Below are 13,962 nucleotides of genomic sequence, written 5' to 3' on the forward strand. Positions count from 1 at the left end.
GGACCATTCTTCAGCGCCGGACGGACCAGCGGGTGGCTGCCAGCGCCTGCGCTGTCCGGGATGCCGGACCCGTCCCCGCTGCCTCAGCCGTACCACGGCCGGCAAGGATGTGGGCGGCGGCCAGTTCCGCCATCGCCGCTGAAGTCTGGAAGCCGTAACCCCCTTGGCCGGCAAGCCAGTAGAAGCCCGGCGCTTCGGCGTCGAAACCGGCCACCGGCACGCCGTCGGCCGCTTCCGTCCGCAGCCCGGTCCACGCCCTGCGGACCTCCGTGATGCCCAGCGTAGTCACCTGGTTCAGCCGGGCCACCAGGCGCTCCACGTCCCCGGGCCGGGGCTTGGCGTCTTCGGGCCCGCTGGGCACTGATTCAGACGGGGAGATCAGGATGTCCTCCCCGTCCCGACGGAAGTAGAACGAGTTATCCGCGGCAGCCACCATGGGGCTGTGTTCAGGCAGGGGGCGTTCGACGGCGGCAATCGCCGCAGTGCGCCGGTACGGCTGCAGTCCGAGCTTCTCCACCCCGCTGATGACAGCCAGTTCATCCGCCCAGGCGCCGGCAGCATTCACCAGCACACCGGCTTCGAAGGCTTCCATGCCGGCACCCACCTGCCAACCCGAGCCCACGCGCTGCGCGGAGTGGACCCTGGCGCCGGTGATGATGTCCACGCCGGCGGCGAGCGCGCGCTGGCGGTGATCCTCCAGCAGCAGGGGGGCGTTGCAGCCGAAGGAGCCGGTATCCAGGCCGGCAGCGGTGAAGGTTCCGGGAACGAGGGCCGGGCAAAGTTCCAGCGCTTCGGCCGGGGTAATGGCACGCATGTGGCCGCTGGCTTCGGCTGCCACTGCCTGCTCCGAACCGACCAGCATAAAGCTGCGCGGCGCGAGCACCGGCTCAGGCAACTCAGCGTCTCGGGCGGCGATTAACTCCAACGTGCGGACAGTCAGTTCCTGGACCACTGCCGGGCCGTAGCTGGGGATGAGCTGGCGGGCGGAGCGGGAGGACGTGTGGTACGCCAATTCCTGCTCCGCCTCCACCAGCGCCACGGTGCAATTCCCTGCCAAGGCAGAGGCCAGGGACAAGCCGGCGATGCCGCCGCCGACTATCAGGACGTCGTAATGAGCTGCCATGCCTTCATCCTCGCAGAGTTGAGGCAGGTCGTGGCTGTTGTCAGCCTGCCACCTCGGCACGGCTGGCCACGAAGGCACCCACGCACGCCTCGACGTCGTCCGCTGAATGCGCGGCCGAAAGCTGCACACGGATCCTCGCTGCCCCGCGCGGAACCACCGGGAAGCTGAAGGCGGTGACGAAGACGCCGTGCTGCAGCATCCGGTCGGCCACCTTGGCGGCCAGGACGGCGTCGCCAAACATCACCGGGACAATGGCGTGCTCTCCCGGCAGCAGGTCAAAGCCTTCCTCCATCATGCGGCGGCGGAACAGCGCGGCATTCTCGAAAAGCTGACGCCGGAGATCCGCCGAGTTCTCCACCAGGTCAAGGGCTTTGATGGTGGCGGCCACGATGGCCGGAGCCAGCGAGTTGGAGAACAGGTAGGGCCGGGCCTTCTGCCGGAGCATGGCCACCACTTCACTGCGGCCGGAGACGTATCCGCCCGAGGCGCCGCCCAGTGCCTTACCGAACGTGCCGGTGTAGATGTCCACCCGGTGGGACACGCCTGCGTGTTCCGGAGTGCCGGCTCCGGTTGCTCCCATAAAACCAACGGCGTGCGAATCGTCCACCATCACCAGGGCGTCGTGTTTCTCGGCGAGGTCGCAGATCGCTTCGAGCGGCGCGAGGTACCCGTCCATGGAGAAGACGCCGTCGGTGACGATGATCTTGCGGCGGGCGTCTTTCGCCTCCATCAGCTTGGCCTCAAGGTCTGCCATGTCCTGGTTGGCATACCGGTACCGCTGGGCCTTGCACAGGCGGATGCCGTCGATGATGGAGGCGTGGTTCAGGGCGTCGGAGATGATGGCATCCTCCGGGCCGAAGAGGGATTCGAAGACCCCGCCGTTGGCGTCGAAGCAGCTGGAGAACAGGATGGTGTCCTCGGTTCCCAGGAAACGGGAGACGCGGGCTTCGAGTTCCAGGTGCAGGTCCTGGGTGCCGCAGATGAAGCGCACGCTTGCCATGCCGAAGCCGCGTTCGTCCATGGCCTCCTTGGCTGCAGTGATGATGTCCGGGTGGTCCGCCAGCCCCAGGTAGTTGTTCGCGCAGAAGTTCAGCACGTCCGCGCCTGGCTGGCCGAGCACTCCGGCGGTGATGTGGCTTGACTGGGGCGAGTTGATGCTGCGTTCGGTCTTGAAGAGACCCGCGGTGCGGATCTCCTCCAGCTCGGCGTCCAGCTGGTCCTTGATCGAGGTGTACATGGTGTTCCTTAGAGTCGGGTCCAGTCGAGGACAACTTTTCCACCGGCGCCGCTGCGGGCAAGCTCGAAACCCTTTTGCCAGGCGGTGGCAGGGAGCGTATCAGTAACGACGGCGGAGATGCCCGCGTGCAGTACGGGGTTGGAGGACAGCATGGCGCTCATGGCGTACCAGGTCTCGTACATTTCGCGGCCGTAAATGCCCTTGAGCGTCAGCATGTGGGTCACCACCTTGCCCCAGTCGATCGTGATGTCCTGGCTGGGCAGCCCCAGCATCGCGATCCGGCCGCCGTGGTTCATGTTGTCGATCATCTCCGGCAAGGCGGTGGGGTGGCCGGACATCTCCATGCCGATGTCGAATCCCTCCCGCATGCCCAGCTCACGCTGGGCGTCGTGGACCCTGGTGGTGGCGACGTTGATGGCGAGGTCTGCGCCCAGTTGGCGGGCCAAATCAAGCCGGTGTGGCGACACATCCGTGATGGCGATCTTGCGGGCACCGGCGTGGCGGGCGACGGCGATGGCCATCAGCCCGATGGGCCCGGCTCCGGTGATCAGCACATCCTCGCCCACCAGCGGAAAGCTCAGGGCGGTATGCACGGCATTGCCGAAGGGGTCGAAGATGGCGCCGAGTTCAGGAGTCACGGAGGGATCGTGGTGGACCCAGACGTTGGTTTCAGGAATCACCACGTATTCGGCGAAGGCACCGTCGCGCTGGACGCCCACACTCACGGTGTGGATGCACATCTGCCGCCGGCCCGCCCGGCAGTTCCGGCAGATACCGCAGACTACGTGGCCTTCGCCGGACACCCGGTCCCCGACCTTCACATCGCGGACGTCCTCGCCCACTTCCACCACTTCACCGTAGAACTCGTGGCCCGGGATGAGGGGCGCTGCGATGATCCCCTGTGCCCAGGAGTCCCAGGACTGGATGTGGAGGTCGGTACCGCAGATGCCGGTGGTCATCACGCGGATCTTCACGTCGGCGGGACCGGCTTCCGGTTCGGGGCGGTCCACGAACTCGAAGCCGGCCTGTGGGCCGGCCTTGTACAAAGCCTTCATCGGCTTCCTTACTCTTTGTCTGCGTCACGTTGTCTGCGTCGTCGGCGGGTGCTGACCTCCTCATTACAGCGAGGAAGAAGCTTTAGCACAACCGCTAATTTCTCAATCAACGATGTAGCAAAAGCTAACGCATAGACTGAACGCATGGAGATACACCAGCTGGAAATCCTGCGGGAACTAGGCGCCCTGGGCAGCGTCAAGGCTGTAGCGGACACGCTGATGGTCACGCCTTCGGCAGTGTCCCAGCAGCTGGCCCTGCTGCAGCGGACTGTGGACGTGCCGCTGACCCGCAAAGAGGGCCGGAACCTGGTGCTCACCGAGGCAGGCCAGGTGCTGGCTGACGCTGGTGCCGCCGTCGTCAGCGCCATGGCCGACGCCCGCGGAGCCATCGGGAGTTATCACGGCGATGCGGCAGGGCGGGTAACGCTGTCCGGTTTCCACAGTGTGGGGCAGGCGGTGTTTGCGCCCCTGGCGAGGATCCTCGATGCCCCGGGCCAGCCACGGATCGAACTGTCGGATGAGGATGTGGCGCAGCAGGATTTCCCCGCCCTGACGGCGCGCTACGACCTGGTCCTGGCCCACCGGATGGACCACAGCCCCCGCTGGCCCGCCGAACGGGTCACGGTGATACCACTCGCGCACGAGCCGCTGGATGTTGCCTTGCCCGCCGCTCACCCCTTAGCGGGGAAGCCTGCCGTCACGGCGGACGACGTCGGCGGCGAGGCCTGGGTGACCAGCCACACCGGCTACTCCCCCGCCGATGTGCTGTCCGCCGTCGCGGCCGTCTCCAGCCGCGAACTGAACATCGTCCACCGGATCAACGACTATTCCACCGTGGCCGCGCTGGTGGCTGCCGGCGGGGTGGTGGGGCTGCTGCCGCGGTACACCGCAGGTCCCGTGCTCAATCCCGATATCGTGCTGCGGCCGCTTGAGGGCATCAGCACCCGGCGCCGGATCGACCTGCTGGCCCGGCCGGAAAACCTGAAGCGGCGGTCGGTCATGATCGTCTCCGAAGCGCTGCAGGGCATCATGGCCGGGCTGGTGGAGCAGGGCTGACCCAACTGGGTAGCACCAAGTGCCGTTTTGAGCGTCCAAAACGGCACTTGCCGCTACCTACTTTGAGTGGCCCTTGCCGTGGCCGTGCCCGCGGCCCATCCCGAACCCGGGTCCGTCACCGGCACCCTCCGAGATCCGCTCCGCCGTGGCCTGGTCGCCGTCCTTTACTCCGGCAATCCGGACGGTGTCCCCAGTGGCGATGTCCGCAATGGTTCCCTCGGCTGGCTTAAGCCGCTTGCCGCCGTCGTCCGTTCCCTGGGCGTTGTCCGGCTCAGCGGCCGGAGCCTTGGTGACCTTCGTGTCCGCGTTAACCGCATACGCCTGGGAGTAGCCGTCCTCGCTCTTGACGGTAATCGAGGTGTCGCTGACGGCCTCCACCGTGCCGCGCTGCTCAAGGATAGTCTGGAAAGTGCCGTCCGCCTTCTTGACCACGCCTTCGCTGTGGAGGTGCTGGGGGCGCTGGGATTTGTCCGGCTTTTTTTGCCCCGGAGCCTCGTCCGACTTGCCCCGCTCGGACTGCGACTGCGAGGGCGGCGGCGAGGCGGGGTCGTTCGCTGCCCATGCAAAGGCCACCCCTGTCCCGGTCAGAGCCAGGGCTACCGCCCCTGCGAGCACGGCTTTACGGTATTTAAGTGGTTCCCGACCGGACATAAAACATACCTCCCACAAAAGCGGCAGGGCCGGCCTCCCTTGGAACCGGCGCCCTGGAGCTACAGTGTAGGACCGCCGCATGCCGCTGCACACGAGTAGTCAGCGGCCGACGGTGACCTGAGTACTACTTAAAGCAAAACTGGGTAGCGCAAAGTGTCGTTATGAACGCTCAAAACGACACTTTGCGCTACCCAGTTGGGGTGGGCGGGCTAGACAGTGACGCCCAGCTTCTCCAGGATCAGCTCGCGGACCCGGGCGGCGTCAGCCTGGCCGCGGGTGGCCTTCATAACCCCGCCCACGATGGCGCCGATGGCCTGGACCTTACCGCCGCGGATCTTGTCCGCGACGTCGGGCTGCGCCGCCAGGGCAGCGTCGATGGCTTCGAGCAGGGGCCCGTCGTCGGAAACCACGGCCAGGCCGCGCTTCTCCACGATTTCCGCCGGGGTGCCTTCGCCGGCGAGCACGCCGTCCAGCACCTCGGAGGCCATCTTGTTGTTGATCTTGCCTTCCTCCACCATGCGGGCGAGCTCCACAATGGTGGCGGGCTGGACACCAAGTTGGCCCGGGTCCACGTCGGCGTTCTTGGCCCGGCCCACGATCTCGCCCATCCACCACTTGCGGGCGACGGAAGCCGAAGCACCGGCGGCGATGGTTTCCTCGATCTCGTCCATCACTCCGGCGTTCACTACATCGCGGAATTCCAGGTCAGAGTAGCCCCAGTCCGCCTGCAGGCGCTTGCGGCGGGCGGCCGGCGGCTCGGGCAGCGTGGCCCGCAGCTCCTCCACCCATTCGCGGGACGGAACCACGGGAACCAGGTCAGGTTCCGGGAAGTAGCGGTAGTCGTCGGCGTCGGACTTGGCGCGGCCGGACGTGGTGGTGCGGGTGTCCTCGTGCCAGTGGCGGGTCTCCTGGATGACCGGCTCGCCGGAGTCCAGCACGGCGGCATGCCGCTGGATCTCGTAGCGGACGGCGTGTTCGACGGCGCGCAGCGAGTTCACGTTCTTGGTCTCGGACCGGATGCCGAACCGTTCACGGCCGTGCGGGCGTAGCGAGACGTTGGCGTCGCAGCGGACGTTCCCGCGCTCCATCTTCGCGTCGGACACACCGAGGTTCTTCACGATTTCGCGCACGGCAGCCACGTACGCCTTGGCCAGCTCCGGCGCGCGGGAACCGGCACCCTCGATGGGCTTGGTGACGATTTCCACCAAGGGCACGCCTGCACGGTTGTAGTCCACCAGCGAGAAGTCTGCTCCCTGGATCCGTCCGGTGGCACCGCCCATGTGGGTCAGCTTGCCGGCGTCCTCCTCCATGTGGGCGCGCTCAATCTCCACCCGGAACACCGTGCCGTCAGAGAGTTCGATGTCCAGGTATCCGTCGTACGCGATGGGTTCGTCGTACTGGGAGGTCTGGAAGTTCTTGGGGGTGTCCGGGTAGAAGTAGTTCTTCCGGGCGAAGCGGCAGGATTCGGCGATCTTGCAGTTCAGCGCCAGTCCGATCTTGATCGAGGACTCGATCGCGGCCTTGTTCACAACCGGCAGGACGCCGGGCATGCCGAGGTCCACCTCGTTGACGTTGGTGTTGGGCTCGTCACCGAAGACGTTCGGGGCGGAGGAGAACATCTTGGTCTTGGTGTTGAGCTCCACGTGGACCTCGAACCCCAGGACGGGATCGTACTTCTCCATGGCCTCTTCGAAGCTCAGGATTGCGTCGGTGTTCATTATTTTGCCTCCTGGCTTCCAACAAGGGTTTCGACAGGCTCAACCACCGGCGAGGCGGCGACGGCACCGGCCAGGTCCGGGGCCTGGGCCAGCAGCGGGCCGCCCCACTTCGCCTCGAGCAGCGACTCCAGCACGGCGCCCACGCGGTACAGGCGGGCATCCTCGCGGGCCGGGGCCAGCAACTGGATGCCCACGGGGAGTCCGTCCTCGTCCGCAAGGCCGCCCGGCAGGGACAGGCCCGGAACGCCGGCCAGGTTGGCGGGGATGGTGGCGACGTCGTTCAGGTACATGGCCAGCGGATCGTCCAGCTTCTCGCCGAGGCGGAAAGCGGTGGTGGGGGCCGTGGGCGAAATCAGGACGTCCGCCACCGTGAAGGCAGCATCGAAGTCGCGCTGCACCAGGGTGCGGACCTTCTGCGCCGAGCCGTAGTAGGCGTCGTAGTAGCCCGCGGACAGGGCGTACGTGCCCAGGATGATGCGTCGCTTGACCTCGTCGCCGAAGCCGGCGGCGCGCGTGGCACCCATGACGCGTTCAATGGTCATGGGGCCCTCTTCGGGCAGGACGCGCAAGCCGTAGCGGACGCCGTCGAACTTTGCGAGGTTGGAGGACGCCTCGGAGGGCATGATGAGGTAGTAGGCGCCCAGGGCGTACTGGAAGTTGGGGCAGGAAACCTCAACGATTTGCGCCCCTGCCTCCTTGAGCAGGTCCAGGGCATCGTTGAAGCGGTTTTCGACGCCGGCCTGGTAGCCCTCGCCGTGGAGCTCCTTGATGATGCCGATCCGCAGGCCCTCAACGCTGCCGGTTTTCGCTGCGGCGACGAGGTCCGCCAGCGGGTCCGGCAGCGAGGTGGAGTCGCGGGGATCGTGCCCGCCGATGACCTGGTGCAGGAGTGCCGAGTCCAGGACGGTCCGCGAAACGGGGCCGATCTGGTCCAGCGAGGACGCCATGGCGATGGCTCCGTAGCGGGACACGCTGCCGTAGGTGGGTTTCACGCCCACGGTGCCGGTGACAGCGCCGGGCTGGCGGATGGACCCGCCGGTATCGGTACCGAGGGCCAGCGGAGCCTCAAAGGCGGCGACGGCGGCCGCGGAACCGCCGCCGGAGCCGCCCGGAATCCGGTCCAGGTCCCACGGGTTGCGGGTGGGCCCGTAGGCGGAGTGTTCGGTGGAGGAGCCCATGGCGAACTCATCCAGGTTGGTCTTGCCCAGGATGGGCATCTTGGCAGCGCGCAGGCGCTCCACAACGGTGGCGTCGTAGGGGCTGTGCCAGCCCTCGAGGATCTTCGACCCTGCCGTGGTGGGCTGGCCCACCGTGACGATGAGGTCCTTGACGGCGATGGGCACACCGGCCAGCACATGCAGGGCTTCGGCTTCGGCGCCGCCGGCGGCGCGGATGGCGTCCACCTCGGCGGCGACGGCGAGCGCTTCCTCGGCGTTGACGTGCAGGAAGGCGTTGACGCCACGTTCGCCGCCGTCCACTGCGGCGATCCGGTCCAGGTAGGCCTGGGTGGCCTCGACGGAGGTTACCTCGCCGGCGGCCAGCTTTTCGGCCAGTGCAGCGGCGGAGAGGCGGATGAGTTCGTTGCTGTCAGTCATGGTTAAGCCTCATCCAGGATTGCCGGAACCTTGAAGCGGTTCTCGTCTGAGTCCGGTGCACCGGAAAGTGCCTGTTCCGCTGTGAAGGTGTGCCCCACCACGTCCTCGCGGAAGACATTGCTGAGCGGAATGGGGTGGGACGTGGCCGGCACGTCGTCACCGGCGGCTTCGCTGACGGATTTAACCGAATCAACGATGACGGCGAGTTCTCCGGCCATCCTGTCCAGCTCTTGAGCACTCATCTCAATGTGAGCGAGCCGCGCGAGATGCGCGACATCGTCACGGTTGATCGCAGCCATGGATCTCCCCTGCAAAGTTTGAATTGATTTCCGATCCATTCTAGTGGGGAAACGGAGATGCCCGTCTGACGACCCCCAGCGGGCGTCAGACGGGCACCTTCATGCCGGGGTGCCGCCCACAAGGGGCAACACGCGGCAGGTACAGACTAACCGATACCGATGGCTCCAGTCAGCACTCCAATTCCCAGCATGACCAGCGAAACCACTGCCGCGCGCCACAGGACTTTCTTGTGGTGGTCGCCCAGGTCAACCTTGGCCAGTGATACCAGGAGCAGGATGGCGGGAACCAGCGGGCTCTGCATGTGGAACGGCTGTCCGGTGATGGAGGCGCGGGCCATCTCGGCTCCGCTGATGCCGTAGTGCGCAGCCGTTTCACTCAAGACGGGAAGCACACCGAAGTAGAAGGCGTCATTGCTCATGAAGAACGTCATGGGGATGCTCAGGAGGCCGGTGATGACAGCCATCAGCGGGCCCATGCTGGACGGGATGATCTGGACCAGCCAGGCGGACATCGCTTCCACCATGCCGGTGCCAGTGAGCACTCCGGTGAGCACTGCTGCAGCCATGACCATGCTCACCACGGCAACGATCGACGGCGCGTGGGCCACGATCTGCGCGGCCTGATCCTTGACGTCAGGGAAGTTCACCAGCAGGGCGATGGCCGAACCGACCATAAAGACATACGGCAGGGGCACGAGGTCTGCGATGAGCATGCCCATCACGGCCACTGTGAGGGCCAGGTTGAACCACTGCAGCTTGGGGCGCAGGGTGGTGCGGTTCGGATCCAGGGCAGTGCCTGCCATGGCGGTGTGGTCTTCGTCCACGAGTGTTTCGGTGCGTTCCAGGACTGCAACGGAGGAGCCGGCGGAACCGTCGACGGCGGGAGCTGCTCCGCCGGGGTTGTTCCCCTTGCGTCCTGCGCCGCTGCGGAAGGTACCGGAACCGGTGCCGGCGGCCGGGGTGCCGCCGTCGAACGCTTCAGCGGTATCGGGCACTCCCCAGATTTCGGGCTGGGTGGCGCGGAGGCGGTTGCGTTCCTGGAGGCCCAGGACCCAGGCGAAGACCAGGACAACGGCCAGGCCGGCGGCCAGGGACGGGATCATGGGGACGAAGACCTCGTTGACGTCAATCTTCAGGGCGCTGGCGGCGCGGGCGGTGGGGCCGCCCCAAGGCACGATGTTCATGGTGCCATTGGCCAGGCCCGCCACGCAGGTAAGGACCACGGGGCTCATCTTCAGCCGCAGGTAGATCGGCAGCATGGCAGCGGTGGTGAGGATAAAGGTGGTGGATCCGTCGCCGTCCAGGGATACCGCAGCTGCCAGCAGGGCGGTGCCCAGGACCACCTTGGCGGGGTCGTTGCCCAGCTTGCGCAGAATAAAACGGACCAGCGGATCAAAGAGCCCGACGTCGATCATCAGGCCGAAGTAGATGATGGCGAACATCAGCAGGGCTGCTGTGGAGGTCATGGACTTCATCGAGTCCATCACCATGTCGCCAATGCCCAGGCCGGCGCCGGCGAACAGGCCAAAAACTGTGGGGACGATGATCAACGCCAGCACTGGCGTCAACTTCTTCGTCATGATCAGCACCATGAATACCGCGATCATGGCGAATCCAAGTAATACCAGCACGGCTGGGCTCCTTCTTTGTGAACAGCGGCACAGCGGTGTGACGCGTGCTACAGACTGTAGGGTGGCCGGCGTCACGGCAGTGCTTTTGGCTCAATTGATTGGCATACTGCTTATTGCGAGCATTTAGCTCATTGTGCTCACGGGCTTTTGCAGACCCCTACACCCACCCGGATCGAGGAGGATCATGCCGCGTTCCAGTCCCCGCGCGCCGCTGCGGTTCTCCACCCAGACGCTGTTGTTGCAGCTGGCGGTGGTGCTTTTGGTGGTTCTGCTCAGCGCCGCGGTGCATGCCTGGCTGACCTATGACCGGGTGGGCCGCGAGGCGGAGAACCAGGCACTGACGCTGGCCCGGACTGTGGCATCGGATCCCTCCGTACGGGCCGATGTGCTGGCCATCAGCGAACAACCCGGCACTCCCCCGGCCTCCGAACTCGCCGCTGGCCCGCTGATGGCATCCGCCGAAGCGGTACGCGCCCGGACCGGTGCACTGTTTGTGGTGATCACCGACGAAACCGGGATACGCCTGGCCCACCCGGACCCGCAGCGGCTCGGCGAAAGGGTGAGCACCGATCCGTCCGCGGCGCTGTCCGGCCAGGAAATAACTACCCGCAACACCGGAACACTGGGGCCGTCCGCCGGCGCCAAAGTACCCGTCTACGGCCCCGGCAGCAGCACTGTGGTGGGCGAGGTCAGCGTAGGGTACTCGATGGAAACCGTGGGCCAGAGCGTGGAACGGGACATCGGCCCGGTTGCGTTGACGGCCACCGGGGCACTGCTCGCCGGCGTCCTGGGATCCTTCCTGCTGCGCCGCCGCCTGCAGCGCCTCACCCTGGGCCTTGAACCGGAAGAGATCAGCACGCTGGTCCATGACCAGGTGGCGGTCCTCCAGGGTGTTGACGACGGCGTGATCGGCGTTTCCGCCGACGGCAGGATCACCGTGTTCAATGCCGCGGCGCAGCGCCTGCTGGGCCTGGGCGACCTCGCCGGAACCCCTTGGGCGGACGCCCCCGTACCCGACCTGCTGAAGTCCCTGACCCGGTCCGGCCCCGGCGACGCCTCCGCCGTTGAACTGGTGGCGGCCGGCCGGGTGCTGGTGGCAAACGCCCGCAAAGCCCTGCACCGGCGGGAGGACCTGGGCTGGGTGGTGATGCTCCGTGACCGCACGGAGCTGCAGCAGCTCACCCGGCAACTGGACGCCGTGGGCACCATGTCCACGGCATTGCGGGCGCAGCGGCACGAGTTCGCCAACCAACTGCACACCATCGCGGGGTTCATGAGCATTGGCCAGCACCAGCAGGCCCGCGAGTACCTTGCCCGGTTGGCCGCCACCGGGCCGCTGAAATTCCCGGTGGACCAGGCCGAGCTGCTCCAGGACCCCTACCTGCAGGCCTTCGTCGGAGCCAAAGGCGTGGAAGCCGACGAGCGCGGAGTGGCCCTGCGGATAGGGCCCGAGACCCTGGTCCGCGGGCAGGTCACCGATGCCCAGGACGTGACCACAGTGCTGGGCAACCTGATCGACAATGCCGTTAATGCCGCCGTGGCCGGCTCGGCGGAGGACCGTTGGGTTGAGCTGGAGGTGCTGGATGAGCCGGGCGACGACGGCGGCACCCTCCATGTGGTGGTCGCCGACTCGGGCGACGGGCTGGCGGAGGGAACGGACGCCGAAGCGGTCTTCGCCGAAGGTTTCACCACCGCTTCCGGCCCTGTACGTGCCGGCGGGGGCCAGGGGTTCGGGCTTGCCCTGGCCCGCCAGCTGGCCCGGCGCCGCGGCGGGGACGTCAGGGTGCTTGACCGCGGAACCCCGGGCGGACCGGGAGCAGTCTTTATGGCAACCCTCCCTGGCACCACTGCGGGGACTACGGCGGGGACCAAGGATTCCCGGCTCAATGATGCGGCGTCCCGGGATGCCGCAGGAAAGGACACCCATGGCTGATGATTTTCGGGTGCTGATCGTGGACGACGACTTCCACGTGGCCAAGCTGCACGCCGCGTATGTGGATTCGGTGGCGGGGTTCCTGGCCCTGGCGCCGGTGGGAACGGCGTCGCTGGCGCTGCAGGCCATCCACAGCCTACGTCCGGACCTGATACTGCTGGACGTCTACCTCCCCGACGCCTCCGGGCTGGACCTGCTGCAGCAACTGGATGTGGACACCGTGATCCTCAGTGCCGCCTCGGACGCAGCTTCCATCCGCGTGGCCTTCCGCCGGGGTGCGCTGGGCTACCTGCTGAAGCCGTTTACCTCGGAGTCCCTGTCCCAGCAGCTCCGGTCCTACGCGCGGTACCGGCGCCTGCTGTCCCAGCCGGGAGCGCTGGACCAGGACGCGGTGGAGCGGGCCAAGCGCTCGCTCATCCCCGGTGACGTCACGCCGTCGTCAAGGCCCAGGTCCGCCACGGAAGCTGCGGTGCTCGAATCCCTGGTCGCCGGTGAGCAATACTCGGCGGCGGAAGTGGCAAGCAGGGTGGGTGTTTCCCGGGCGACGGCGCAGCGGTACCTGTCCTCGCTGGCCGACGACGGCGCCGTGGACATCCAGTTGCGCTACGGGACCACCGGCAGGCCGGAGCACCGCTACGGCCTGCCGGCTGGGTAACGGGCAGCCCCGCGGCGGCGGGTTAGTTCGCGCTCTTCTGGGCCACGAGTTCGATTTCGACGAGCATTTCCGGGTCCAGGAACGGCAGGACGTGCACCAGTGACAGGGTGGGCCGGATGTCGCCGAAGACTTCACCGTGCGCGCGGCCGGCTTCTTCCCACTTGCTGATGTCCGTCAGGTACAGCTTGGACTGGACCACATCCTCGAAGCTGAAGCCGGCGTCCGCGAGGACCTTGCCGAGCTTCTGCAGGATGAACTGCGTCTGGGTGTAGAAGTCGTTCCCCACGATGCCGTCCTCGCCGCTGGCGGCCGTGGCGGAAATGTACAGGGTGTTGTCCACCTGGACGGCGCGGGAGTAGCCGAGGGTCTGTTCCCAGACGGAGCCGGTGCCGAAGGTTTTGCGCATGGTGGGCCTTTCAAAGCTGGAATGAGTCGGCACCACTTTAGGGCGGCTACAGGTCCAGCCGGTAAACCAGCAGTTTTATGTCAGTTCCGGGGACAAACCAGTCCCTGTCCGGCACCCGGGCGAAGCCGGTTTTGTTGTACAGGCTGCGGGCGCTTTCCCAGGTGCTTCCGGTGGTCAGCGAGACGGCGTTGATGCCGTTCAGCGCCGTGGCATGGTCCACAATGGCAGCCATCATGGCCTTTCCGGCGCCGCTGCGTTGCACGGCCGGGTCCACCACCAGCATGCGGAATTCCAGCTCGTCATGCAGGGCGATGTCCGCGTACGGCTCGCCTGCCAACGCCAGGGTCACCGATCCCACCACGTCTCCGGCCCGCTCCGCCACCCAGACGGTGGCCTGGCCAGCGCGCTCTGCGACGTCCTGCACCTTGCGCATATACGGGTGCCCGGCGTCGTCAAAGTACCCGGCGGCCAGGTAGGAATCCCTGGTGATGCGGGCAACGGCGTCGAAATCGGATTCGACGGCGGGACGGACGGTTATCTGCGAAGGCACCCATCAATGGTAGTGGTACTGACGAGTACCATCCTGCTAAACCCGGCTTTCCG

Annotated in this window: 13 protein-coding genes; 3 read left to right on the forward strand and 10 right to left on the reverse strand. The window is 66.5% G+C overall.

The genetic code is table 11. The features are described 5' to 3' along the window. Positions 1-10 precede the first annotated feature (10 nt). The 3 genes from QF038_RS13765 to tdh are packed head-to-tail and all read right to left on the reverse strand — an operon-like array spanning position 11 to position 3,415. A complete protein-coding gene (locus QF038_RS13765; RefSeq protein WP_307610634.1) occupies positions 11-1,123 on the reverse strand; it encodes an FAD-binding oxidoreductase in 1,113 nt (370 codons plus the stop codon). Between the two features lie 40 nt (positions 1,124-1,163). Continuing rightward, positions 1,164-2,360, reverse strand: coding sequence for a glycine C-acetyltransferase (locus QF038_RS13770; RefSeq protein WP_307610635.1), 1,197 nt, complete (start codon positions 2,358-2,360; stop codon positions 1,164-1,166). 8 nt (positions 2,361-2,368) lie between these two features. Continuing rightward, positions 2,369-3,415, reverse strand: coding sequence for an L-threonine 3-dehydrogenase (gene tdh / locus QF038_RS13775; protein ID WP_307610636.1), 1,047 nt, complete (start codon positions 3,413-3,415; stop codon positions 2,369-2,371). Between the two features lie 144 nt (positions 3,416-3,559). Here tdh and QF038_RS13780 point away from each other — a divergent pair, with 144 nt between their 5' ends. Next, the gene (locus tag QF038_RS13780; RefSeq protein WP_307610637.1) at positions 3,560-4,471 is read left to right on the forward strand and encodes a LysR family transcriptional regulator; all 912 of its coding nucleotides are present in this window, start codon (positions 3,560-3,562) and stop codon (positions 4,469-4,471) included. Positions 4,472-4,528: 57 nt separating this feature from the next. Here the strand turns inward: QF038_RS13780 and QF038_RS13785 are convergent, their stop codons facing one another. From QF038_RS13785 to QF038_RS13805, 5 genes are all read right to left on the reverse strand, one after another. Further along, positions 4,529-5,122: a hypothetical protein gene (locus QF038_RS13785; RefSeq protein ID WP_307610638.1), complete on the reverse strand. Its 594-nt coding sequence runs from the start codon at positions 5,120-5,122 to the stop codon at positions 4,529-4,531. 209 nt (positions 5,123-5,331) lie between these two features. Beyond that, the gene (gatB, locus tag QF038_RS13790; RefSeq protein ID WP_142060283.1) at positions 5,332-6,840 is read right to left on the reverse strand and encodes an Asp-tRNA(Asn)/Glu-tRNA(Gln) amidotransferase subunit GatB; all 1,509 of its coding nucleotides are present in this window, start codon (positions 6,838-6,840) and stop codon (positions 5,332-5,334) included. Beyond that, positions 6,840-8,435 carry an Asp-tRNA(Asn)/Glu-tRNA(Gln) amidotransferase subunit GatA gene (gene gatA, locus QF038_RS13795; RefSeq protein ID WP_307610639.1) on the reverse strand — a complete coding sequence of 532 codons (1,596 nt, stop codon included), beginning with the start codon at positions 8,433-8,435 and terminating at the stop codon, positions 6,840-6,842. Before gatA ends, gatB begins: the two co-directional genes overlap by 1 nt. A 2-nt stretch (positions 8,436-8,437) precedes the next feature. Further along, positions 8,438-8,734, reverse strand: a complete 297-nt coding sequence (gatC, locus tag QF038_RS13800; protein ID WP_142060287.1) for an Asp-tRNA(Asn)/Glu-tRNA(Gln) amidotransferase subunit GatC — start codon at positions 8,732-8,734, stop codon at positions 8,438-8,440. A gap of 146 nt (positions 8,735-8,880) precedes the next feature. Continuing rightward, positions 8,881-10,365 carry a CitMHS family transporter gene (locus tag QF038_RS13805; RefSeq protein WP_307610640.1) on the reverse strand — a complete coding sequence of 495 codons (1,485 nt, stop codon included), beginning with the start codon at positions 10,363-10,365 and terminating at the stop codon, positions 8,881-8,883. Positions 10,366-10,549: 184 nt separating this feature from the next. Between QF038_RS13805 and QF038_RS13810 the strand changes: the two genes are divergently transcribed. Then, a complete protein-coding gene (locus QF038_RS13810) occupies positions 10,550-12,298 on the forward strand; it encodes a sensor histidine kinase (protein WP_307610641.1) in 1,749 nt (582 codons plus the stop codon). Continuing rightward, positions 12,291-12,953, forward strand: a complete 663-nt coding sequence (locus QF038_RS13815) for a response regulator (RefSeq protein ID WP_307610642.1) — start codon at positions 12,291-12,293, stop codon at positions 12,951-12,953. The genes QF038_RS13810 and QF038_RS13815 overlap by 8 nt, the downstream gene beginning before the upstream one ends. Before the next feature lie 22 nt (positions 12,954-12,975). Here the strand turns inward: QF038_RS13815 and QF038_RS13820 are convergent, their stop codons facing one another. Both QF038_RS13820 and QF038_RS13825 read right to left on the reverse strand, forming a co-directional pair. Beyond that, on the reverse strand, positions 12,976-13,359 hold the full coding sequence (locus QF038_RS13820) for a RidA family protein (RefSeq protein WP_091418300.1): 384 nt from the start codon (positions 13,357-13,359) through the stop codon (positions 12,976-12,978). Between the two features lie 46 nt (positions 13,360-13,405). Next, positions 13,406-13,909 carry a GNAT family N-acetyltransferase gene (locus QF038_RS13825; protein WP_307610643.1) on the reverse strand — a complete coding sequence of 168 codons (504 nt, stop codon included), beginning with the start codon at positions 13,907-13,909 and terminating at the stop codon, positions 13,406-13,408. Positions 13,910-13,962: the final 53 nt, after the last annotated feature.

Origin of the sequence: Pseudarthrobacter sp. W1I19 (assembly GCF_030817835.1) — a bacterium.
In the GTDB taxonomy this organism is placed as follows: domain Bacteria; phylum Actinomycetota; class Actinomycetes; order Actinomycetales; family Micrococcaceae; genus Arthrobacter.